The following is a 22,515-nucleotide window of genomic DNA, read 5'->3' as shown; positions in this document are numbered from 1 at the left end:
ATGACCGCGTCACGGTATGTACCTCCGGCCCTGCGGCCGCTCGAGGCCGCCAAGGCGGTGTACCGCGGTCCGCGCGATGCGCTCGCCGCGATGGGCCATCTGATCACCTTCCTGGTCCGCTCGATCGCCGCGGTGCCGCTGGCGTTCCGTCACTACAGCAAAGAGGTGTGGCGCCTGCTCGCCGACGTGGCGTGGGGCAACGGCGCCATCGTCGTCGGTGGCGGCACCGTCGGCGTCATGGTGATCCTCGGCATCATGGGCGGCGCGACCGTGGGCATCGAGGGCTACACCGCCCTCAACCTGCTCGGCATGTCCCCGGTGACCGGTGGCCTGTCGGCCTTCGCGACGACCCGCGAGATCGCACCGCTGCTCGCTGCGACCGCGTTCACCGCCCAGTCGGGTTGCCGGTTCACCGCACAGCTGGGCTCGATGCGCATCGCCGAGGAGATCGACGCCCTCGAGGCGATCGCGATCCGGCCGCTGCCAGGTTGATCAAGAACGTCGCCATCGACATCGAACCGGCGCAGGCCGACGGCATTCCCGCCTCGGTGACCGCGCGCACGGTTCCGTCGAACCTGTTCGGCGTCAACTCCGTCGAGCTGGTGCAGCCCGCCGAGGTGGGTGCCGACCGGTTGTCCGCCGGCGATGTGATCCCGGCCGACGACTCGCTCGAGACGATCAAGCTGCAGGACGCCCAGAACGAGCTGAAGCGGATCCTCGACGCGGTGCCGCCGGAGGAACTGGCGCAGGTGCTCGGCACGATCGCCGACGCGCTGAAGGGCGGCGGCTCGGTGTTCGGGTCGTTCGTCCCCGTCCTGAAGAACTACTTCGACTCGATCAACGCCCAGTTCCCACCGGGCGCGCCCCCGGGTTTCGACAACTTCGATGCCGCGCTCACCGGACTGTCGCAGTCGGCGCCGCAACTGCTGGACACCCTGGGCCGCAGCGTGATCCCGGCGATCACCATCGCGGAGAAGCAGCGTGACCTGACCGCGGTGTTGACGGCGAGTCAGGGCCTGCTCGATCAGACCCAGTTGCTGTTCGCGCGCAATGGCGACAGCGGTCAGCGTCTGGTGACCGATCTGAACCGCATGCTGGGTGCGCTCGTCCTCGAGCCGAACTCGCTGCCGCAGGGCGTGATCGCACTGAACAACCTGGCCGCGAGGGTGCTGACGGTGTTCACCGGCACCAACGGTCACGTGCAGCTCAACATCGGTGTCAGCTTCGGCGCCTTCCAGCGCTACACCCGGCAGAACTGCCCGGTGTACGACGGCGGCCCCTACGGCACACTGCGCGGCCCCGGCTGCGTGGGACCGGGCACGGGCACGGGGCCGACGATGTCGGGTCCGCTGTCGATCTATCCGTCCGACGGGATGCGCCGGAACAAGCCGGTCGGCAATGTCACCACCGATGCCGACAACAAGACCCTCGGCACCGTCTTGCGCCGTACCCCGTCGGCAGCGGACACGATCATGCTGGGCCCCCTGGTCCAGACGCTCGAGGTGCGCAACGCCGCCGAGCCGGGCCGGGGTGGCGACGGCCAAGGAGGAGGACGATGAGCGCGGCTTCGGAATCGATCCGCAAACCGCTGATCGGTTTCACCATCTTCGGGATCGCCGCGTTGCTGGTCACCTACGTGATCTTCTCGACGCTGGAGCGCTCGGTGCCGGGGACGACCAACAGCTACACCACCTATTTCGGTGACGCCTCGGGTCTGGCCGAGGGCGACGACGTCCGCATGGCGGGAGTCCGCGTCGGTCGTGTGGACGGGATCGAACTCGCCGACGGCCGCGCCCGGGTCACCTTCGAGGTGCAGGACAACCAGCAGGTGTACACCAACACCCGGGCGGCGGTCCGCTACCAGAACCTCATCGGGCAGCGATATCTGAACCTGACGCTGGTCGCGGATCGGGAGAGCACGCCGCTCGACCCGGGGTCGACGCTCGAGCTCCCCTCCGAGGACTCCTTCGACGTCACCACATTGCTCGCCGGGTTCCAGCCGGTCTTCGAGACCCTCACCCCGGAACAGGTCAACGCCCTGTCCGAGGGCTTGATCCAGGCGTTCCAGGGCAATTCGGTGTCCTTGAGCTACACGGTCGCCGAGGTCGGCCGCCTCGCGGAGGACACGGCAAACCGGGACGTCGTGCTCGGCGCGATCATCAACAACCTGAGTGCGGTCATGCGCGACCTGTCGCGCCAGGGCGGTCAGCTGGGCACCGTCATCGAGTCGATGTCGGCGCTGATCGCCAACCTCAACTCGAACTCCGCGGCGTTCGGCAGTGCGGTGACCGACATCGGCCGCACCGCAAGCGGATTCGCCGACGTGCTGAGTGAGAGCCGACAGAGTCTCGCCGACGCCGCGACGGACGGCCGGATCGCGACCAACACCCTGATCAGCAATGGCGCCAAACTCGATCGGATGGCGGTCGACGCGCCGATCTTCCTCGGTCATTTCCCGCTCGTGCTCGGTGAGGGCGCTTACTTGAACATCTCTGCATGTGATCTCGACGTCGCGATCGGCGACGTCCTGCTACCGCCCGGGATCTTCAACAAGATCGGCGGCACGAATCACTCGGTGGTGTGCCGATGAGCTGGTTCCGCAGGAGTTTCCGTGACAACCGGCGCGTGTGGTTCGGCGTGATCGGCGCCGTGGTCATCGTCGCCCTGTTGCTCGGCGTGACCGCTCTCGCGACCGCGCATCTGGGCAAGAAGACCCTCACCGGCGACTTCGCCCAGGCCGGCGGTATCCGGCCGGGGGACAAGGTCCGCGTCGCCGGTATCGACGTCGGTGAGGTCACCGACACCGAACTCGCCGGACAGCACGTCGCCATCACCATGAAGGTCGACAGCGACGTCCGGGTGACGTCCAACGGTTCTGCCGAGATCAAGATGTCGACGTTGCTGGGTCAGCGCTACATCGATGTGTCGCTGGGAGATTCGCCGGAGGATGCACCCGACGGGCACATCGCGAAGACCGCCGTGCCCTACGATCTCCAGCGCACCATCGAGGCGGGCGCGCCGATCCTGACCGGGATCGACGACCGGACGCTCTCCGAGAGCATCCGCACCCTCAACCGGCAGCTCGCCGGCGTACCGGCGATCACCGAGCCGACCTTCGAGGCGCTCACCCAGATGTCGAAGGTCATCACCAATCGCAAGGACCAGATCAACCAATTGATCGCCGACACCAAGACGATCACCAACATCGTCAACGACAATCAGGCCCAGCTCGCCGTGATCGTGGGTCAGGGACGCGACCTGACCCAGAAGATCGTGGCGCGTGAAGAGCTGGTCACCCGGATGCTCGACGGCATCGCCGAACTCACCGAGCAGGCGACCGCGGTGGCCGGCGAGAACGCGAACCAGTTCGCGCCCATCATGGCGAACCTGAACACGATCACCCAGGGCCTGGAGAAGAACCGCAACAACCTCCGCAAGTTGCTGGAGATCCTCCCGGTCACCGCGCGCCTGACCAACAACGTCATCGGCGACGGGCCCTACGCGAACGGCTATCTGCCCTGGGGCATCTTTCCCGACAACTGGCTGTGCCTGGCCCGGGTGGTGGACGGATGCTGAGCCCGGAAACGATGAGCCCGGAAACGATGAGCCCGGACACGACGGCAGGTACGACGATGCGCGCCCACGGACTCCGCCGCCCGATCCTGCTGGTCGGGGTCGCGCTGCTCGGCATCCTCGGGCTCTCCGGCTGTTCGATGATCCCGGGGAGCTGGAAGGCGGCGGTCGGCCAGGCGATCGAGGTGACTGCTTATTTCGACAACGTCGCCGGGCTCTACGTCAGCAACGACGTCGCGGTCCTCGGCATGCCGGTCGGTCAGGTCACCGCGGTGGAGCCGCAGGGCGAGCGCGTCAAGGTGACCATGACGATCGACAGCGACGTCCCCGTCCCGGCCGACGCCACGGCGGCGATCGTCAACACTTCGATCGTCACCACCCGCCATATCGAGTTGTCGCCCGCCTACGACGGCGGACCGAAGCTCGAGGACGGCTCGGTCCTGAAAGAGACGAAGGCCCCGGTGTCGGTCGGCGAGCTGTTCGACGCCATCGACGGTCTGGTGGTGGCCCTCAAGGGTGAGGGAGAAGGACCCGGCCCTCTCGCGGAGATGATCGACATCACCTCCGGCATCGCCACCGGCAACGGCGAGGAGATCCGCGCGGCGCTCGACGAACTCGGCGGGGCGTCCGATGTGGTGGCGGGCAACAGCGATGCCCTCGTCGACATCCTCGAGACCATCGAGGGTCTGACCACCACCCTGGTGCAGAACTATCCGAAGATGACGGCGTTCTCCGAGTCGGTCAACCAGGTGTCGCAGCTGCTGGGAGACCAGGCGCCCGGTCTGCTCGCCACCCTGGCCAACCTGAATCAGACGCTGCAGAACACCACCGTGTTCCTGCAGAACAACACCAACACCATGTCGGTGTCGTTCGACCGGCTCGCCGCGCTGACCGCCAATCTCGGGGACTACTCGCGGCAGGTCGTCGAGACGGTCGACGTCGGCCCGCTGCTCTTCCAGAACCTGAGCAACTCGATCTCGGCCGAACAGGGCGCGTGGCGCACGCAGGTGCTGCTCGACAAGACGCTCCTCGACAACGAACTCCTCGCCGAGTTCTGTGAGGCGATCAACCTGCAGAAGGACGGTTGCCGAACGGGCAAGCTCAAGGACTTCGGTCCCGACCTCGGTATCTACTCGGCGATGCTGGAGCTGACGAAATGAGAACGGCGACAATGGATTCGCTGAGCCGTTCGGACGGCCCCGGGCGCCCGGCGCGATCCCACGGCCGGGTCCGCCGAGGCGGGGTCATGGCGGTGCTGCTCGCGGCGCTCATGGGACTCACCGGTTGCGGACTCCTCCCGAGTCTCACGGTCGAGCAGATCCCGCTGCCCGCACCCGGCGGCATCGGTGACTCGATCACGATCACCGCGAACTTCGCCAACGCGCTCAACCTGCCGGCGCAGGCGAAGGTGAAGCTCAACGGAACCGATGTCGGACAGGTCACCGACCTCGTCGCCAAGGACTACACCGCCGTGGTGACCATGCAGGTCAGCAAGAAGACCAAGCTCCCGGTCGGGACCGGCGCCGAGCTCCGCCAGGCCACACCGCTGGGCGACGTCTTCGTCGCCCTGCTGCCGCCGATCGAGGCGCGCGACGGTCTGATGGTGGACGGGGACACGCTCACCGGTCCGACGTCGGCCGCGGCGACGGTCGAGGATCTGCTGATCAGCATGAGCGGGGTCGTGGACAGCGGTTCGCTGAACTCGCTGACGATCATCCTCACCGAGCTGAGCAGCGCGGTCGCGACGAACCCGTCGGATCTCAACGGCGCCATCCGGGGCCTGACCACCGGCATCCGGAAGCTGAACCAGAGTTCGGCGGCGGTCGATCGGTCGCTGGCCGCCACGCGGGTGCTCAGCGGTCAGCTCGCCGACGGGCGTGCGCAGATCATGGCGTCGATCAACAAACTGGGTCCGGCGCTCGAGTCGCTGAACGGGCAGATCGCCACGATCCTGACCACCCTGGACAAGACCCAGCAGGTCACCGCGGCCACCAACGACTTCCTCGACAGCGATCAGGACAACCTGGTCGAGATGCTGGGCCATCTGTCGACGGTGCTGGCCGGGCTCCGGCAGGCCGCGGGTCCGCTCGGATCACTGGCCGACAACCTGCACGAGCTCACGCCGAAGTGGGTCAAGTCCACACCGGGTAGCGCGGCGGCGGTGTCATCGAAGGTCTACTGGCTCAGCCCGGGTGTCGGCTTCGACTCGGCGAGCAGACTGCCCGAGATCCAGGACGTGGACGAGGGTTCGGCGGCGTTGCAGCAGACACTGACCCGTCTGCTGGCGCGGATCACGGGGACGAGGGGGTGTTGCGGATGAGCGGCATATTCGGTGTCCTACGCCGGAATTCGGTACTCGTGGGCAACATCGCCCTGGTACTGGTCATGGTCGTCGGACTCAGCTATCTCGCCCTGGGCATCCTGCGGTGGCAGCCGTTCGCCGACAAGTACAAGCTCACCATCCAGTTCCCGATCTCCGGCGGTCTGCAGGAGACGTCCGGGGTCACACTGCGCGGCGCGCGCATCGGCGACGTCGACACCGTTCGGGTGCAACCGGATTCGGTGGAGGTCGTCGTCACGGTCGAGGACCGGTACAAGATCAACCGCGACACCACCGTTGCGGCACTGGGTCTGTCGGCTGCGGGCGAGCAGTACGTCGATTTCCAGCCGGACACGTCCGACGGTCCCTACCTGGAGGACGGGGACGTCATCCGGGCCGACCAGACCGAGGTCACCGTGCCGTTCTCGCAACTGCTCGAGTCCTCGCTGGAACTGATCAACCAGATCGATCCGGCGAAACTCCGTTCCGCCGTGGACAATCTGAAGATCGCTCTCTACGACGAGGACGGCACGAACGACCTGTCCGTCATCTTCGATTCCGGTGGCACGATCTTCGCGAAGCTGTACACCGCGCTGCCGGAGACCACCAAGTTAATCCAGAACGCGGGGACCATCTTCAAGACCACGGCACAGATCCAGCCCGACCTCGGCACGACGGTTGCGGGATTGAGTTCGCTGGTCAACTCGGCGGCTGCCTCCGACAAGGAACTCCGCGAGCTCCTCGACCGAGGTCCCTCGCAGTTCACGAGCCTGGCGGGGTCGATCAACCAGTTGACGGATCCGATCACCGATGTGACGAAGCAGTTCGTCGACATCGCCGAGCAGGGTGCGTTGCGTGCGCCGGCGCTCGCGACGCTGTTCCCCGCGATCCGCGATGCCAGTGTCAAGAGCCTCACCATGTTCCACGACGGTGCGTGGTGGGCCTTCGGGTCGGTATACCCCCGTCCGAGCTGCAACTACCCGGTGACGCCGCGGCGCCCGACGCAGATCCTCGAGCTGGCCATCCCGACCAATCTGTACTGTGTGACCGAGGATCCGCGTCAGCAGATCCGTGGCTCGGCCAATGCGCCGCGGCCACCGGGCGACGACACCGCGGGACCGCCGCCGGGTTACGACCCGAACGCCCGTACCGTTCCGCTCGACAAGTGATGGGCCGCTCGACGACTGACGGCCACTCGACGACGACAGACAAGTTGTGTGACCTGTAGATGACTGACCGGAATGACCCAGATCGTACTGATACCGACGTGAATCCGACGGACGAGAAGGCCGACAGCACGTCGCCCGAGAGCGGGGATGTCGCAGCCGATCACACCGATGGGGCGACGAGCGCGGAGGACACGAACGACGCCGGGACCGCGGCGACGCCGCGGGGGAAGTCGGCTCGACGGAGCGGAACCGGCACGGCGGCGAGCACGTCCGAGACCGACGGTGCCGACGCCTCCGGTGCCGCGGGTGACCCGTCGCCGGCAGCATCATCGAAGGCGGGTTCGGATCGTCGCGAGATCTCGTTCACGGTCACCGGCGGCGGGATCAAGAAGGTTCTCGCCGCCATCGTCGCGGTTGCCCTCATCGCGCTGGTGGCGTTCTTCGGCTGGCGCGCCTACGACCTCCAGCGGGAGGCCGACGCGTTCGCCGATTCCAAGACGGCCTCGGCCGACTTCGTCACGAAGCTCGTGACGACGCTCAACGCCGACAACGCGGGCAACTCGAAGGAACTGCTGGGTCCGCTGTCGACGGGGGAGTTGCGCAACCGCCTCGAGCAGGAACGGGCCGACACCGAGGCCAATGTGGAGTCCCTGAACATCGAGGTGTCCTCGACGATCAGCGTGGTTGCCGTCGAGACCGTCGATGCCGACACCGCCAAGACCGTGGTGATGGCGGAGGTGACCGGCCGCAGCGTCAAGTTGCCCAGCGGCGGTACCAGCCTGATGGTCTTCCGCTTGGACCTCAGCAAGGAAGACGGCAAGTGGCTGGTGTCCGAGGTCGACGGTCCGCCGGGGAGCCCCAGCGGTCAGATCGATCCGTCGCAGTCGCTGCCCGGCGCCGCAGGTGCGCCGGCACCCCAGCCGTCGCCGGCACCGCAGCCGTCGCCGGCACCGCAGCCCGCGCCGGGCGGCTGATCCGGGCCGACACACTCACCGGCAATGGACGAGCGCGCCACCGATTCGGGGGCGCGCTCGTCTATCAGTGGTGGGTGGGCGTCACGTTCGGACGAGTATCGCCACGGGGTGTTCGGCACGGGCCGAGGCGAGGTCGACCGATCCCTCGTACACCGACCCTGTTCGGTCGTCGCGCCACCGGAACCCCGGGGGCAGGGCGATCGACGTCGCGGCCGCGGCATCGTGGTCGAGGCTGTGGGTGAACCGGGCGGTCACCACGACGACCGAGGGGGTGTCGCCGGTGCCGCGCACGAACGCGATGGTGTGGTCGGCGGCGGGCCCGTCGGCGGTCAGTCGCTGATAGGTGCCCGCAACGGCGAACGCATCGGGATGCGCGGCCCGGGCACGGAGAGCTGCCTGGACGAGTCGGGTCTTCGGGTGCTCGGTCGACCGGCCGAAGTCGACCGGTCGTCGATTGTCGGGATCGACGAGGGAGTCCTCCCACCACTCGGTGCCCTGATAGATGTCGGGGACCCCGGGCCCGAGGATCGCGATCGCCTTGCGCGCCAGCGCTTCCTGCTCCCACGCCGGTCCGATGCGGTCGACGAGTTCGGCGACCGAGGATGCGACGTCCCCGCTGGTGACCTGGCCGATCCAGGTCTCGACCGCGGCCTCGAACTCCTCGTTCACCTCGGTCCACGTGGTGCGCAGACCGGCCTCGCGAGTCGCCTTACGGGCGTACTCGATCAACCGGCCCCGCAACTCATCGGTGACCGGGTCCTCGGTGGGCCAGACCCCGACGATGTTCTGCAGCAGAAAATAGCCGGTCAGGTCATCCGGCACGTCGGTCTCGCGCCAGACCTCCTCGACGAGCTGGGACCAGCGGTCGGGGATCTGGGCGAGCACCGCGATCCGCGCGCGCACGTCCTCACCGCGTTTGGTGTCGTGCGTCGACGTGGCCGTCATGGCCAGCGGCCACCGCGCGGCGCGCTCGGCGTTGTGCTCGTGGAAATCGGCCAGCGACATGACGGGATTCGCGGGATCGCCACCGACCTCCTGGGCGGAGACGAGCCGGGCCGTCCGGTAGAACAAGCTGTCCTCGACGCTCTTCGCGGTCACCGCTCCGCAGGTCTGCGCCAGCCTCGATGTCGCCTCGCCGGGCACCGCCGTCTCCCGCACGATGAGGTCGATCGCGGCACGCAGTTCGGGTTTCGCCTCGGCGATCCCGGTGGCGACGGCGAGTAGACGTGGACGCAACGACGGGTAGTCCGCCCGGTAGACCCCGAGCGCGGCGATCAGTTCGGCGCAGGCGGTGGCGATCACGTCCGGATCCGAGGCCGGTGATCCCTCGACGCGCGTGGTGACGGCGCGCACGAGACGTCTGAGCTCCGCCGGGAACGACTCCCGCACGGTGCGGAGTTTGCGATCGTGCTCGGCGGCCTCCACCCACCGCGCGTCACCGCTCTCGCCGGTGATCCGTTCGTGTAGCTCGGTGAGCTGGGCGACGCCGGCCGGCGCCACGAACACGGCATCGATCACGCGCATGTGGTCGTACCCGGTGGTGCCCTCGACCGGCAGTGTCGGTTCGAGGGGCTCATCCGGCGCCAGGATCTTCTCGATGTAGAGGAGACGGTCGTCGCCCACGTCCGCTCGCAATCGGCGCAGATAATCCTGGGGGTCCCACAGACCGTCCGGATGATCCACGCGCACACCGTCGATGAGGTCGGCGTCGAGCAACTCACGCAGCCAGTGGTGCGTCGCGTCGTAGACCTCCGGGTCCTCCTGGCGCAGACCGGCGAGTTCGTTGACCGTGAAGAACCGCCGGTAGCCGATCAGGCCGCTGTTCCACGGCACGAGCCGATAGTGCTGGCGGGAGTGGATCTCACCCGGTGTGCCGCCGGCGCCGGGAGCGGAGCGAGCGGGCCGAGTGTCCCCGGCGCCGGGAGCGGAGCGAGCGGGCCGAGTGTCCCCGGCGCCGGGAGCGGAGCGAGCGGGCCGAATGTCTCCCGCGGTGCCGGGGGCGATCGGGAACGCGTGATCGTAGTACCGCAGATTCCCGTGCTCGTCGATCTCGAGCGGGCTCAAGTCCCCATCGGCGGCGACGATCGGCAGGGCCAGCTTTCCGTCGGCACCGTTGTCGTCGCTGAAGTCGGCGTCGAAATAGTGCGCGTACGCCGATCCGGGCCCGTGGCGGAGCAGGTCGGCGAACCACGGGTTGGCGAGTGCATCGGCGACTCCGGTGTGGTTCGGGACGATGTCGATGATCAGACCCAGACCGCGTTCGGCGGCGGCGGAACGCAGTTCCCGCAGCCCGTCGATCCCGCCCAGCACGGCGGAGACCGCCGGCGGCGGCAACCAGTCGTAGCCGTGCGTCGACCCGGCCGACGCCGTGCCGATCGGGGAGAGGTAGACGTGGCTGATCCCCAACTCGGCGAGGTGGTCGAGCTGTGCTGTGGCATCGGCGAATCCGAAGTCGCCGTGTAGTTGGAGCCGGTACGTCGCGCGCGGGGTCGGACGATTGCCCATGGGAGTCACGAGGTCTTTCGCAGGACCAGGACGGAGCGGGCGCCGACGGTCACCGACTCACCGGCGGCGGCCGTCAGCTCGCTGTCCCCCACGGGATGCGTCGTGTCCAGTTCGCCGACCCACTCGTTGCCGTACCACGTCGGCGGGAGCGTGAAGTCCAGGTCCTCGTAGTGGGCGTTGAAGCAGATGAAGAAGGAGTCGTCGACGACCAGTTCGCCACGTTCGTCCTTCTCGCCCAGTCCGTTTCCGTTGAGGAACACGGCGAGGCTCTTGCCGAACCCGCTGTCCCAGTCCTCGGCGGTCATCTCCTGGCCGGCCGGCGTGAGCCAGGCGATGTCGAGTGCCTGGTCGCCCCACCTGATCGGCTTCCCGCCGAAGAACTTTCGTCGCCGGAAGACCGGATGCCGGGTGCGCAGCGCGATGGCCTTGCGGGTGAACTCCAGCAGGTCGGCGTTCTCCTCGGCGAGAGTCCAGTCCATCCAGGACAACTCGGAGTCCTGGCAGTAGACGTTGTTGTTGCCCTGTTGCGTACGCCCGATCTCGTCGCCGTGCGCCAGCATCGGCGTGCCCTGCGACAGGAACAGCGTCGCCAGGATGTTCCGCTGCTGCCGCGCGCGGAGGGCGTTGATCTCGGGATCGTCGGTGGGTCCCTCGACTCCGCAGTTCCACGACCGGTTGTGGCTCTCGCCGTCCCGGTTGTCCTCACCGTTGGCCATGTTGTGCTTCTCGTTGTAGGACACCAGGTCCCGCAGCGTGAAACCGTCGTGCGCGATGACGAAGTTGATGCTCGCGAGCGGCCGTCGGCCGGTCGCCTCGTACAGATCCGACGATCCGGTGAGCCGGGAGGCGAACTCGCCCAGGGTGGACGGCTCGCCGCGCCAGTAGTCGCGGACGGTGTCGCGGTACTTGCCGTTCCATTCGGTCCAGAGCGGCGGGAAGTTGCCCACTTGGTAACCACCCTCGCCGATGTCCCAGGGCTCGGCGATCAGTTTCACCTGACTGACCACCGGGTCCTGCTGCACCAGATCGAAGAACGCGGACAGCCGATCGACGTCGTGCAGTTCGCGGGCCAGCGTGGACGCGAGGTCGAAACGGAAGCCGTCCACGTGCATCTCGAGGATCCAGTACCGCAGCGAATCCATGATGAGCTGCAGCGTGTGCGGATGACGACCGTTGAGGCTGTTGCCGGTTCCGGTGTAGTCCATGTACATCTCGGGATCGCCGTCGACGAGCCGGTAGTAGGCGGCGTTGTCGATGCCGCGGAAGGACACGGTGGGTCCGAGGTGGTTGCCCTCGGCGGTGTGGTTGTAGACGACGTCGAGGATGACCTCGATGCCGGCGTTGTGGAACTCACGCACCATCGCCTTGAACTCGGTCACCGCGCTGGCCGGCTGGTCGGGGTTCGACGAGTACTCGATGTGCGGTGCCAGGAATCCGAAGGTGTTGTAGCCCCAGTAGTTTCGGAGACCCTGATCGCGCAGGACGAAGTCCTGCATGAACTGGTGCACGGGCATCAGTTCGATGGCGGTGATGCCCAACTCCTTGAGGTGATCGATGATCACCGGATGGCACAGCCCCGCGTACGTGCCGCGCAGGTACTCGGGGATGTCGGGATGGGTCGCGGTCATGCCCTTGACGTGCGCCTCGTAGATGACCGTTTGGTGGTACGGACGATTGGGCGACCGGTCGTTCTGCCAGTCGAAGTAGGGGTTGATCACCACCGAGACCATGGTGTGCCCGAGTGAGTCCAACTGCGGCATCGGATTGACCGGCTCGGGATCGGGGATGTCCTCGTGCTCCGCGGGCGCGGCATCGCCGTCGGACTCGCCTGCCACATCGGCGGGATCGGCCGCATCGCCCGCCTCGGCGGTCGGCTCGTCGGCATCGTCGACCGCACCCTCGTCGGTCCCGCCACCGCCGGTCCCGGTGTCGGCGTCCCCGGTCTCGGGGGTTGCGGATGCGTCGTCGTCGACCGCCGATTCGTCGGTGTCCTCGGGCGGCGTCGGGAGCGGGTAGGAGAACAGCGATGCGTCGCCGTCGAAGTCGCCGTGGAAGGCCTTGCCGTACGGATCGAGCAGGAGTTTGCTCGGGTCGCAACGCAATCCCTGCGACGGGTCGTACGGCCCGTAGACGCGGAAGCCGTAGAACTGGCCGGGGCCGACGTTGGGCAGGTAGCAGTGCCAGCAGTAACCGTCGACCTCTTCGAGCCGGATCCGACGCTCGTGGCCCTCGCGGTCGATCAGGCACAGTTCGACGGCTTCGGCTACCTCGGAGAACAGCGAGAAATTCGTTCCCACACCGTCATAGGTGGCGCCGAGGGGGTACGGAGTACCCGGCCACACCGGGATCGGGGCCGGTTCCGGTTGGACCAGCGCCTCGGCCTGGATCGGGTCGGACGGCATCGGTACGGGGTCGGCGATGGTCTTGCCGCTGCTCGGAGGCGCTGCCGTCGTCGAGGTGGTGTCGGGCTCCGGTGCGCGGGGCTCCGAGGGGGAGCCGGGATCGGCAGTGGAATCTGAATCGGGAGTGGAGTCGGGATCACCCGGCTGTTCACCGGGGGCCGGCGGTCCGGTCTTACCCGCCTTCGACGACGTCATGGGTCGACCCTAGTCGCGTTGCCGCGGACGGTCATCTCAGGACGCGGCCGGTGGGGTCAGATGTGGGCTGCCCCACCCGCCGCTTCCGGAGGAAGACCGCGACTTCCGCCGACCGTCACGGCACCGCGGGACCAGCCCACGGCAGTTGCGCCTCCATCTGGCGCCCCAGCTCGTCGGTGAGGCTGCGGACATAGGTCGCACTCAGGTGGTGCGGGTCTTTGTAGACGGTGATGTTGCCGACGATCGCCGGGCACCGCTCGGCGTCGCAGATCCCGTCGGACATGTCGAGGGGGTGGAAGTCGGGTCGCGTGGCGGCCAGCTCCGCCGCCGGGTCCTCGGGTGAGAGGACAGCACTGCGGCGCGACCCGCAGCTCTCGGCGTCGCCGCCGTCGGCGAGGCAGATCGGGGTGTCGATGGTGCCCTTCGCGTTCTTCGGCCACGGGGTGTCCCGCATGCCCAACACCGGCACCCCGGCGTCGAGGAAACGGTCGAAGATCGGCACGTAGTCCGGTGGCACCCAGTCGCCGGGTTCGTAGTCCCGCGGTCGCGTCGAATTCGTCAGCACAGCGTCCGGCTTGTCCGCGATGACGCGATCGATGACGCGCTGTCCCCAGTCGTAGCACTCCGGGTAGGGCACGCCGCGCTGTTTGGGTACCCGGTTCGTCGACAGCGGGCACCCCATCTTGAGGTAGGTCTTCACCTTGAAACCGTTGCGCTTGCCGAGGGTGTCCAGCGCCGAGATCCACATCTCGGCATGCGATCCGCCGGCGAGCGCGATGGTGCGCGTCGCGGTCGGATCGCCGTAGGTGCCGACGTGGATCTCGTTGTCGGTGAAGTCGCTCATGTACCCGTCGGTGGAGGTCTCGGGGAAGTCCTTGATGACCTCCAGCGCCGACGGTTGTGGGTCGAGGGCGGGCACCGGCCAGCCGTCGAGCAGTGCTCGGGCCCCCGGGTACGACCTCGGGTCGAGGTTCTTGGTGTCGACGACGATGTTCGCGACGTGCCGCTCCCACACGGTGATGCCGACGCCGGTGACGAGCGTCGCCACCACGAGGATCGAGGTGACGACCGACGTGTACGACAGCCACCGCGACCGTCCGTCGCGGCGGCCGCGGCTCAGCGCCGAACGATCGCCGCCGCGCAGCGGGTCCTCGATGTAGCGCTTGGTGAGCCACGCGAGCCCGACCGACGCCGCGAGGATGAGCACGCCCTCGACGAAGTTGGCATGGTTCTTGTCGCGCCAGGTCAGATAGAAGATCAGCAGCGGCCAGTGCCACAGGTACAGCGAATACGCGATGGTCCCGAGCCAGACCGGCCACCTGCTCGCGAGCCAGCGGTTCGTGACGGGCATCTCGGTGGCCGCGGCATGGGACCCCCGAGGTGGCTTCTGCAACGCCGTCGCGCCCGCCCAGATGATCAGCAGCGTCGCGCCGACCGGCACCAGCGCCATCGGACCGGGGTAGGCGTTGACACCGTCGATCCAGAACCCGCAGCTGACGATCAGCGCAAGAGCGAAGACGGTCGCGATGTTGCGCAGCCAGTTCGGGATTCGCAGGGACGGCAACCAGATCGCGAGCAGGCCGCCGGCCAGCGGTTCCCACAGACGGGAGATCGTGTCGTAGTAGTTGTACGGCTGGTTGATCGCCAGGCCGCGGTGCGCCCAGTAGAAGGACGCGAGTGCGACGACCAACACCGCGCCGCCGACGAGGAACCTGATGACCCGCGGGTCGGCGAACGGCCGGGCGACGCGGGCACCGACCTTGAGCAACGCCGCGAACGCGAGGGCGACGAGCAGGGTCAGGACGAAGAACTGGCCCTGCACCGACATCGACCAGATGTGCTGCAAGGGGCTGTTCGCCGAACTCGCGGCGAGGTAGTCCTGGGAGTTCTGCGCGAGATACCAGTTCTGGTAGTACAGCGCGCTCGCGATGACCTCGCGGCCGACATTGGCCCACCGGGTCTGCGGGAGGATCAGCAGGGTCAGCGCCGTGACCGCGATCAGGACGGTGAGCAGCGCCGGTAGAAGCCGTTTGAGGAGCCGTTTGAGACGTGGCCACGGGTTGAGGGTGTCGCGGAACGAGACGTGCGGAGCCTGGCTCGTGATCGCGTGCCGCAGCAGCGACCCGACGAAGAAGTATCCCGAGAGGGTGAGGAAGACGTCGACGCCGCCGGAGACCTTGCCGAACCACACGTGAAAGCAGGCGACGAGGGCGATGGCGATACCGCGCAGGCCGTCGAGGTCGGTGCGGTATGCGGGCGTTGTCGGCGTCGAGGGGGACGACTCCGGCGCCACTACTCGCGTCGTCGATGCCACAGGGCGTGTTCTTTCCGGTGGGGGACAGATCGGTCTCGGGGCCGGGATGACCGGCTAGCAATGTACTCGTCGAAGCTGTGAAACACCGATTCGGACGACCGCGACACTCGCGCACCGGTCTGCGGGGCCGCGCGGGGTTCACCGCGAGCGGCGCGTCCGGGCTCCGTCGAGGATGATGGCCAGCCCGTCGCGGAACTCGCCCGCGAAGTCGCGACCCGACGGCCCGGTGACACCCAGACGCTCCATCTGCGCGCGCGTCTGTTCCTCGATGGTGAGCCCGATGACCAGCTGACACAGTGCGGTGCTGACCGCCTCGGCGTTGCGGACGGACAGACCACCGGCCGTGCCGGCGGCGATGATGTCAGCGGTGATGGCTTTCGACGACAGGCCGCTCGCCCAGCTCGAGGACACGACCTCGGCACTGTCGGGCACTCCGAGGAGCGCACTGCGCATGTCGGTCGCGAGCAGATCGAGGCGCTCGTCCCAGGCCAGCGAGGTGTCGGGGATGGCGACCGCACCCAGGATGTCGTCGGCGAGTGCGGCCAGCAAGGTCTGCTTGTTGGGAAAGTGCCAGTACAGCGCGTTGGGACGGACGCCGAGTTCGGTGGCGAGGCGTCGCATCGACAGGTCGGCCAGGCTGTGCTCGCCCAGGATGTCGCGGGCGGCGCGCAGAACGTCGGTGCGACTGTTGCTCACCCGCGTCAGCGTAATGACCCGGCAGTGGGCATCGAACCCCGGGCCTGTACAGCGTTCAGGACGCCCTGTACGGTGTTCAGGACCCTGGACGGTGTTCAGGACTGCCTAACGACAGGCCGGGAGGTGCCTCATGGATCACGACGCGATCAGTCGCATCGACGCCGACCACATCTGGCACCCCTACGGTGCGCTGCCGGCGGCCACCCGGCCGTTGGTCGTGGCCTCGGCCTCGGGTGTCCGCCTCGAACTCGCGGACGGCCGATCGGTGGTCGACGGGATGAGCTCCTGGTGGGCGGCGATCCACGGTTATGGACACCCCCGACTCGACGCCGCCGCGGCCGCTCAGCTCGGTCGGATGTCGCACGTCATGTTCGGCGGCCTGACCCACGAACCGGCCACCCGGCTGGCGCAGCTCCTCGTCGAGATCACCCCGGCCGGCCTGGAGAAGGTGTTCTTCTGCGACTCGGGGTCGGTGTCGGTCGAGGTGGCGGTCAAGATGGCGCTGCAGTATTGGCGCAGCCGCGGTCGGTCCGGCCGCACGCGTCTGCTCACCTGGCGTGGCGGCTACCACGGCGACACCTTCACCCCGATGAGCGTCTGCGATCCCGACGGCGGCATGCACGCGATGTGGAAGGGTGTTCTCGCACAACAGATCTTCGTCGACGCCCCGCCGGCCGAGTTCCGGCCCGACTACGTCGCCGAGTTCGAGCGCACCGTGCGCGCGCACCGCGACGAGCTCGCCGCGGTCATCGTCGAACCCGTGGTCCAGGGCGCGGGCGGCATGCGATTCCACGACGCGGCATATCTGCGTGCGCTCCGGGAGATCTGTGACCGCCACGACGTCCTGCTGATCTTCGACGAGATCGCGACCGGATTCGGCCGTACCGGAACGTTGTTCGCGGCCGACGTCGCCCCGGGGGCCGACGCGGCGCCGGGCGCCGGCGTCGCGCCCGACATCATGTGTGTCGGCAAGGCGCTCACCGGTGGCTACCTCACGCTCGCCGCGACCCTGTGCACGTCCGAGATCGCTCAGGTGATCAGTGCGGGGGAGGCGGGCGGACTCGCGCACGGCCCGACCTTCATGGCCAACCCGCTGGCCTGCGCGGTGGCCGTCGCAGCGATCGAACTGCTGCTGGAAACGCCCTGGGCCGAGCGGGTCTCGGCGATCGAGCGGGGGCTCCGCGACGGACTCGAACCGCTGCGTGATCGCCACGGCGTCGTCGATGTGCGGGTCCTCGGCGCGATCGGCGTCGTCGAACTCGATCGCCCGGTCGACATGGTGGCGGCCACCGACGCGGCCGTCGAGGCCGGGGCATGGCTGCGGCCGTTCCGCAATCTCGTCTACACGATGCCGCCGTTCATCTGCACACCCGAGGACATCGGGGTGATCGTGCGCGGAGTGTCCGCTGCCGTGCACGCCACGGTCGGCGATCGCGAGCCGGCGGTGGTGCGGTCATGACTTCGATTCAGGTGCAGCGGGATTCGAGGGTCGACGGCGATGCGCGGGTCAGCGGCGGGGGAGAGATCGGTCTGGCGTGGCTGGCCGGCGCCGCCCGTGCGCGCGCCGAGGCCGGCCTGCATCGCAGCCCACACGTCCGCAGGGCGGCCGGCGACGAGATCAACCTCGGTTCCAACGACTACCTCGGGTTGTCGACCCACCCCGCGGTGATCGCCGGTGCGCGGGCCGCCGCGGAACGGTGGGGAGGTGGCTCGACGGCGTCGCGCCTCGTCGTCGGCACCACCCTGGCACACATCGATCTCGAGCACGATCTCGCCGACTTCCTCGGATTCGATGCGGCACTCGTCTTCTCGTCCGGTTACCTGGCGAATGTCGGTGCGATCACCGCGCTGGCGACGCGCGGCGACCTGATCGTCAGCGACACCGGCACCCATGCGTCGCTGATCGACGGTTGCCGGTTGTCGCGTGCCCGGGTGGTGGTCGTCGACCGCGGCGATCACGAGGCGGTCCGGCGGGCCCTCGCCGAACGTACCGAGGCCCGGGCGCTCGTCGTCACCGATTCGGTGTACAGCATCGACGGTGAACCGGCGCCGGTCGCGGATCTGTATGCTGCGGCACGCGCGCACGGGGCCGTCCTGCTCGTGGACGAGGCCCACGCTCTCGGGGTGCGTGGTCCGGGTGGTCGCGGACTCGTCGCCGAACAGGGACTTTCGGGTGCTCCCGATCTCGTCGTCACGACCGTGCTGTCGAAATCGCTCGGCGCGCAGGGCGGTGTGGTCCTCGGGTCGGAGCTGCTGCGCTCGCACCTCATCGACTGCGCCCGCACCTTCATCTTCGACACCGGCCTGAACCCGGCCGCGGTCGGCGCCGCGCATGCCGCCCTGACGATCCTGCGGGCGCAACCCGGGTTGCCGGACCGACTGCGCGACAACGCCCGTCGCTTGGCGCTCGCGTGTGGCGTCGAAGAGCCCGCCGCGGCGGTCATCTCGATCGTCGTCGGGGATCCGCAACGCGCGGTGGCGGCTGCTGCCGCGTGCCGGGACCGTGGCGTCCTCGTCGGATGTTTCCGTCCGCCCTCGGTCCCGGTCGGGACTTCGAGGCTGCGGATCACGGTGCGCGCCGACCTCGATGCCGCTGCCCTCGACCACGTGGCCGCCGTCGTCGACGCCGCGCTCCGCGAAGTCGGTGCGCGGTGATCGCCGCACGCCGCGGCAGGGTCCTCGCCGTCACCGGGACCTCGACCGACGTCGGGAAGACCGTCGTGACCGCGGCACTCGCCGCTGCCTGCCTGCCCCCTGAGGTGGCCGATCCTCTGCTCCCTGAGGTGGCCGACCCCCTGCTCCCTGAGGTGCGAGGAGCCCTGGCGACGAGCCACGAAGGGCCGATGACCCGCGTCGCCGTCTGCAAACCCGTCCAGACCGGCGTCGGTCCGAACGAACCCGGCGACCTCGCCGAGGTGCAACGCCTGGCGGGCGACGTCACCGCGGTCGAGCTCTACCGCTACCCGGAACCCCTCGCGCCCGACACCGCCGCGCGCCGCGCCGGGATGCCACTGGCCGATCCGGCGGTGATCGTCCGCGCCGTGGACGATCTGGCCGCGTCACACGACCTGACCCTCGTCGAGGGTGCCGGCGGAGTGCTGGTGCGACTGGGGGAGTCGGCCACGATCCTCGACATCGCCGCGGCGACCCTCGTTCCCGACACCGTCGACGGTGTGGTGGTCGTGGTGGCGCCGGGGCTGGGCGCGCTGAATCACGCCGAGCTCACCGTGAACGCGGTGCGGGCGCGCGGTCTGCGTCCCGTCGGACTCGTGATCGGTTGGTGGCCGGACGATCCCGACCTCGCGATGCGGTGCAACCGCACCGATCTCCCACGGGTGACCGGGGTGCCGGTCGTCGGGGTCCTGCCCGCCGGCGCCGCGCACCTCGAACCCGACGAGTTCCGCCGCCACGCAGCGTCGTGGTTCGACGACGAGTGGCTCGCGACCCTTTCTCCCAGCCATCCGGAACAGCTCGTCCGGACGCCGAAACACGTTCCCGCAGCGGAACAATCATCCAAGGAGTATCACCAGTGACCCAGGCAACAGTCGACGCCGCCACCTCGGCACCGGCGTCGGACGACATCCTCGCCATCGCCCGTGACCAGGTGCTCGACCGCGGCGAGCCGCTCGATCAGGAGCAGATTCTCCGGGTTCTGCGGTTGCCCGACGACCGGCTGACCGAACTGCTCCAGCTCGCCCACGATGTGCGGATGCGCTGGTGCGGGCCCGAGGTCGAGGTCGAGGGCATCATCTCGCTGAAGACCGGCGGGTGCCCGGAGGACTGCCATTTCTGTTCCCAGTCCGGACTTTTCGCCTCGCCGGTGCGCAGTGCGTGGATCGACATCCCCTCCCTCGTCGAGGCGGCCAAGCAGACGGCGAAGACCGGTGCGACCGAGTTCTGCATCGTCGCGGCGGTCCGCGGTCCCGACAAGCGGCTGCTCAGTCAGGTCGCGGCGGGAATCGAGGCCATCCGCAACGAGGTCGACATCCAGATCGCGTGCAGCCTGGGCATGCTCACCCAGGAGCAGGTCGACCAGCTCCGCGACATGGGCGTGCACCGTTACAACCACAATCTCGAGACCGCGCGCAGCCACTTCCCGAACGTGGTGACGACCCACACGTGGGAGGAGCGCTGGGACACCCTGCGCATGGTCCGGGAGGCGGGCATGGAGGTCTGCTGCGGCGGCATCCTCGGTATGGGTGAGTCCCTGGAGCAACGGGCCGAGTTCGCCGCCGAACTGGCGACGCTCGAGCCCGACGAGGTGCCGCTGAACTTCCTGAACCCGCGGCCCGGCACCCCCTTCGGAGATCTCGACGTGCTCCCCGCCGCGGAGGCCCTCAAGTCGGTGGCCGCCTTCCGTCTGGCGCTGCCGCGCACCATCCTGCGCTTCGCCGGAGGTCGTGAGATCACGCTTGGCGACCTGGGGGCCAAGCAGGGGATCCTCGGCGGCATCAACGCCGTCATCGTCGGCAACTACCTGACGACCCTCGGCCGACCCGCCGAGGACGACCTCGATCTCCTCAGTGACCTGTCCATGCCGATCAAGTCGTTGAACGACACGATCTGACGGGTTCGTCGCAGCGATGGGTAGCGTGTTCTCATGATCGACACCGTCCCGGGTCCTCTCGCCGAGCCGTGCCGGTTCGGTGTGTTCACCGGACTCGAACTGGAACTGCAGGCTCCCGACGCCGTGCCGCCGGCCGCCCGGTTGGGTCTCGAACCCCCTCGCTTCTGTGGCCAGTGCGGTCGCCGGATGGTGGTCCAGGTGCGGCCCGACGGATGGGATGCCCGCTGCTCACGGCACGGGACGGTCGACTCGTCGGAGCTGGGTCGCCGGTGAAACCGCCGGTCCGCACGGTCTCGCGACTGGCCGCGGTCACCGTCGGGGTGGCACTGATCGGCGTGGTCGCCGGCGTGGTCTGGGCGCTCGTCACCCCGCCGACCACCGGCGTCGCGTTCGAGGGTCTCCGCCGCGAGGACATCCCCGCCGACTTCGCCGGCGTGGGCGCCTTCGCCCTGACGATGTTCGCCTACGGCGCGGTCGCCGCCGTCGCCGTGTGGTTCGCGGCCCGGGCGTGGCGCGGGGTCGCCGGATTCGTGTGGCCCGCACTCGCGACGGTGGCAGGTTCGGCGCTTGCGGCGTCGGTCGGGACGTGGATCGCGGGCCTGCGGTTCGACGACGATCCGACCGCACTGCCGGTGGACGCCGTCTACCGGATCGCGCCGGAGCTGTGGCTCGACGGCGCGACGCGGTCCGGCTCGAGCGAACCGTGGACGCTGCTCATCTGTGCCCCGTTCGCGTTCGCCGTGGTGTACCTCGTCTGCGTGTTGTCCTCGCGGACAGCCGATCTGGGCGTCGGAGATCTCGAGTCCGACGAGCCGCCGGCGGACGTGTTCACATCGGTGGGCGCAGCGTCGCGAACTCATCCGTGACGCGTAACTCCTTCTCCGCGAAGGCGTAGAGCGCCGGCGGGCGGCCCCCGTTGCGGCCGGTCTTGCCGACGGTCCCGGTGGCGACCACCACCGCGCGCCGGCTCAGGATACGCAGCAGGTTGGTCGTGTCCACGGGATAACCCAGTGCGGCGCAGTAGATCTCCGACAGCGCCGACATCGGGAACCGGGCGGGGGCCAGCGCGAACGCGATGTTGGTGTAGGAGAGTTTGGCGGCGAGTCGATGCCGGGCGGCCTCGACGATCCCGGCGTGATCGAAGGCCAGGGCCGGCAAGTCGTCGACGGCAAACCAGCCCGCGGCGTCGGGTGGTGTCGCCTCGGCGTCGGAGGGCACGAGGCCCATGTAGGTCGACGCGATGGTGCGGACCGTGGGCACCCGATGCGGGTCGGAGAAGACCGACAACTGTTCCAGGTGCGCGATCTCACGGACGTCGAGCGCGTCCGCGACGAGCCGGCGTGCGCTCGCCGACAACGTCTCCTCCGCGCCGACCCCGCCGCCGGGAAGTGTCCACACGCCGTCGGCGGACCGCGACAGCAGGACGCACAACGACGGGTCGTCGGTGTCCGGCGTGTTCCGGGTCTGGGGTACGCGGATCTGGAAGACGACGCTCAGCACTTCCACCCGGAGGGTCGCACCGTCGGCGATGGGTGGCTCGGACCCGGCGGATGGCATGCGCCCGATTGTAGGGTGCGCCCTGCTGGTGACCCCCGCTGGTTGAGATTGGAGAGCCCCCGCCGGACGTGCTGGTGACCCCCGGCTGGTTGAGCCGGTTACCCCCCGCTGGTTGTGCTGGCGAGCCCCGGCTGGTTGTGTCGGCGACACCCGGCTGGTTGAGCCGGCGCCCCATGCTGGTTGTGCTGGTGACCTCCGCTGGAGGAGTCGGCGACCCCCTGCTGGTTGAGCCGGCTCCGAGCG

At 68.5% G+C, this 22,515-nt stretch carries 17 protein-coding genes and 2 pseudogenes; 14 read left to right on the top strand and 5 right to left on the bottom strand.

Going from position 1 to position 22,515, the window contains the following annotated elements:
* The 8 genes and pseudogenes from Q9R39_RS00530 to Q9R39_RS00495 all read left to right on the top strand — a co-directional run.
* A pseudogene (locus Q9R39_RS00530) lies at positions 1 to 486 on the top strand (MlaE family ABC transporter permease); the annotation flags it as partial.
* A pseudogene (locus Q9R39_RS00525) lies at positions 465 to 1,559 on the top strand (MCE family protein); the annotation flags it as partial. The pseudogenes Q9R39_RS00530 and Q9R39_RS00525, both read left to right, overlap by 22 nt.
* Positions 1,556 to 2,590 (top strand): MCE family protein, encoded by a 1,035-nt coding sequence (locus tag Q9R39_RS00520; RefSeq protein WP_311276944.1) that lies wholly within the window; start codon positions 1,556 to 1,558, stop codon positions 2,588 to 2,590. The pseudogene Q9R39_RS00525 and the gene Q9R39_RS00520, both read left to right, overlap by 4 nt.
* Positions 2,587 to 3,576: an MCE family protein gene (locus Q9R39_RS00515; protein ID WP_055476590.1), complete on the top strand. Its 990-nt coding sequence runs from the start codon at positions 2,587 to 2,589 to the stop codon at positions 3,574 to 3,576. Before Q9R39_RS00520 ends, Q9R39_RS00515 begins: the two co-directional genes overlap by 4 nt.
* Positions 3,577 to 3,632: 56 nt before the next feature.
* Positions 3,633 to 4,733 (top strand): MCE family protein, encoded by a 1,101-nt coding sequence (locus Q9R39_RS00510; RefSeq protein ID WP_311277063.1) that lies wholly within the window; start codon positions 3,633 to 3,635, stop codon positions 4,731 to 4,733.
* Positions 4,734 to 4,744: 11 nt separating this feature from the next.
* On the top strand, positions 4,745 to 5,893 hold the full coding sequence (locus Q9R39_RS00505; protein WP_159371026.1) for an MlaD family protein: 1,149 nt from the start codon (positions 4,745 to 4,747) through the stop codon (positions 5,891 to 5,893).
* A complete protein-coding gene (locus Q9R39_RS00500; protein ID WP_159371025.1) occupies positions 5,890 to 7,062 on the top strand; it encodes an MlaD family protein in 1,173 nt (390 codons plus the stop codon). The genes Q9R39_RS00505 and Q9R39_RS00500 overlap by 4 nt, the downstream gene beginning before the upstream one ends.
* A gap of 59 nt (positions 7,063 to 7,121) precedes the next feature.
* Positions 7,122 to 8,036 carry a hypothetical protein gene (locus tag Q9R39_RS00495; protein ID WP_159371024.1) on the top strand — a complete coding sequence of 305 codons (915 nt, stop codon included), beginning with the start codon at positions 7,122 to 7,124 and terminating at the stop codon, positions 8,034 to 8,036.
* A gap of 81 nt (positions 8,037 to 8,117) precedes the next feature.
* Here Q9R39_RS00495 and treY read toward each other — a convergent pair whose 3' ends face one another.
* From treY to Q9R39_RS00475, 4 genes are all read right to left on the bottom strand, one after another.
* A complete protein-coding gene (treY, locus tag Q9R39_RS00490; RefSeq protein ID WP_247449496.1) occupies positions 8,118 to 10,541 on the bottom strand; it encodes a malto-oligosyltrehalose synthase in 2,424 nt (807 codons plus the stop codon).
* A 5-nt stretch (positions 10,542 to 10,546) separates the two neighbouring features.
* Positions 10,547 to 13,138, bottom strand: a complete 2,592-nt coding sequence (gene glgX, locus Q9R39_RS00485; RefSeq protein WP_396275630.1) for a glycogen debranching protein GlgX — start codon at positions 13,136 to 13,138, stop codon at positions 10,547 to 10,549.
* Between the two features lie 115 nt (positions 13,139 to 13,253).
* Positions 13,254 to 15,431 (bottom strand): acyltransferase family protein, encoded by a 2,178-nt coding sequence (locus Q9R39_RS00480; protein WP_311277062.1) that lies wholly within the window; start codon positions 15,429 to 15,431, stop codon positions 13,254 to 13,256.
* A gap of 159 nt (positions 15,432 to 15,590) precedes the next feature.
* The gene (locus tag Q9R39_RS00475) at positions 15,591 to 16,148 is read right to left on the bottom strand and encodes a TetR family transcriptional regulator (protein ID WP_078112856.1); all 558 of its coding nucleotides are present in this window, start codon (positions 16,146 to 16,148) and stop codon (positions 15,591 to 15,593) included.
* 130 nt (positions 16,149 to 16,278) lie between these two features.
* On the opposite strand from Q9R39_RS00475, the gene Q9R39_RS00470 reads away from it, so the two are divergent.
* From Q9R39_RS00470 to Q9R39_RS00445, 6 genes are read left to right on the top strand one after another with little or no spacing between them, the layout of a single operon-like run.
* Positions 16,279 to 17,607, top strand: a complete 1,329-nt coding sequence (locus tag Q9R39_RS00470) for an adenosylmethionine--8-amino-7-oxononanoate transaminase (protein WP_311276943.1) — start codon at positions 16,279 to 16,281, stop codon at positions 17,605 to 17,607.
* Positions 17,604 to 18,803: an 8-amino-7-oxononanoate synthase gene (locus Q9R39_RS00465; RefSeq protein WP_078112858.1), complete on the top strand. Its 1,200-nt coding sequence runs from the start codon at positions 17,604 to 17,606 to the stop codon at positions 18,801 to 18,803. Before Q9R39_RS00470 ends, Q9R39_RS00465 begins: the two co-directional genes overlap by 4 nt.
* A complete protein-coding gene (gene bioD / locus Q9R39_RS00460; RefSeq protein WP_311276942.1) occupies positions 18,800 to 19,681 on the top strand; it encodes an ATP-dependent dethiobiotin synthetase BioD in 882 nt (293 codons plus the stop codon). The genes Q9R39_RS00465 and bioD overlap by 4 nt, the downstream gene beginning before the upstream one ends.
* Positions 19,678 to 20,715, top strand: a complete 1,038-nt coding sequence (bioB, locus tag Q9R39_RS00455) for a biotin synthase BioB (protein WP_311276941.1) — start codon at positions 19,678 to 19,680, stop codon at positions 20,713 to 20,715. The genes bioD and bioB overlap by 4 nt, the downstream gene beginning before the upstream one ends.
* 33 nt (positions 20,716 to 20,748) lie before the next feature.
* Entirely contained in the window at positions 20,749 to 20,988 is a 240-nt protein-coding gene (locus tag Q9R39_RS00450; RefSeq protein WP_055476568.1) for a hypothetical protein, read from the top strand.
* Complete coding sequence (locus Q9R39_RS00445) at positions 20,985 to 21,581, top strand: DUF2567 domain-containing protein (protein WP_311276940.1); 597 nt, start codon at positions 20,985 to 20,987, stop codon at positions 21,579 to 21,581. The genes Q9R39_RS00450 and Q9R39_RS00445 overlap by 4 nt, the downstream gene beginning before the upstream one ends.
* On the opposite strand, the gene Q9R39_RS00440 is transcribed toward Q9R39_RS00445, so the two are convergent.
* On the bottom strand, positions 21,544 to 22,272 hold the full coding sequence (locus Q9R39_RS00440; protein ID WP_311276939.1) for an NUDIX domain-containing protein: 729 nt from the start codon (positions 22,270 to 22,272) through the stop codon (positions 21,544 to 21,546). The two genes, Q9R39_RS00445 and Q9R39_RS00440, sit on opposite strands and share 38 nt — an antisense overlap.
* Positions 22,273 to 22,515 lie beyond the last annotated feature (243 nt).

It is taken from the genome of Gordonia sp. AC31, assembly GCF_031844505.1.
Lineage (GTDB): Bacteria > Actinomycetota > Actinomycetes > Mycobacteriales > Mycobacteriaceae > Gordonia > Gordonia hongkongensis.
Note: the sequence above shows the minus strand (reverse complement) of the source record. Positions and strands in the feature narration are given on the sequence as shown.

What these genes read in the sequence shown, in the direction of transcription:
- Q9R39_RS00520 (WP_311276944.1), top strand. Translation starts at nt 1,556, where the DNA reads ATGAGCGCGGCTTCGGAATCGATCCGCAAACCGCTGATCGGTTTCACC.
- Q9R39_RS00515 (WP_055476590.1), top strand. Translation starts at nt 2,587, where the DNA reads ATGAGCTGGTTCCGCAGGAGTTTCCGTGACAACCGGCGCGTGTGGTTC.
- Q9R39_RS00510 (WP_311277063.1), top strand. Translation starts at nt 3,633, where the DNA reads ATGCGCGCCCACGGACTCCGCCGCCCGATCCTGCTGGTCGGGGTCGCG.
- Q9R39_RS00505 (WP_159371026.1), top strand. Translation starts at nt 4,745, where the DNA reads ATGGATTCGCTGAGCCGTTCGGACGGCCCCGGGCGCCCGGCGCGATCC.
- Q9R39_RS00500 (WP_159371025.1), top strand. Translation starts at nt 5,890, where the DNA reads ATGAGCGGCATATTCGGTGTCCTACGCCGGAATTCGGTACTCGTGGGC.
- Q9R39_RS00495 (WP_159371024.1), top strand. Translation starts at nt 7,122, where the DNA reads ATGACTGACCGGAATGACCCAGATCGTACTGATACCGACGTGAATCCG.
- treY (WP_247449496.1), bottom strand. Translation starts at nt 10,541, where the DNA reads ATGGGCAATCGTCCGACCCCGCGCGCGACGTACCGGCTCCAACTACAC.
- glgX (WP_396275630.1), bottom strand. Translation starts at nt 13,138, where the DNA reads ATGACGTCGTCGAAGGCGGGTAAGACCGGACCGCCGGCCCCCGGTGAA.
- Q9R39_RS00470 (WP_311276943.1), top strand. Translation starts at nt 16,279, where the DNA reads ATGGATCACGACGCGATCAGTCGCATCGACGCCGACCACATCTGGCAC.
- Q9R39_RS00465 (WP_078112858.1), top strand. Translation starts at nt 17,604, where the DNA reads ATGACTTCGATTCAGGTGCAGCGGGATTCGAGGGTCGACGGCGATGCG.
- Q9R39_RS00450 (WP_055476568.1), top strand. Translation starts at nt 20,749, where the DNA reads ATGATCGACACCGTCCCGGGTCCTCTCGCCGAGCCGTGCCGGTTCGGT.
- Q9R39_RS00440 (WP_311276939.1), bottom strand. Translation starts at nt 22,272, where the DNA reads ATGCCATCCGCCGGGTCCGAGCCACCCATCGCCGACGGTGCGACCCTC.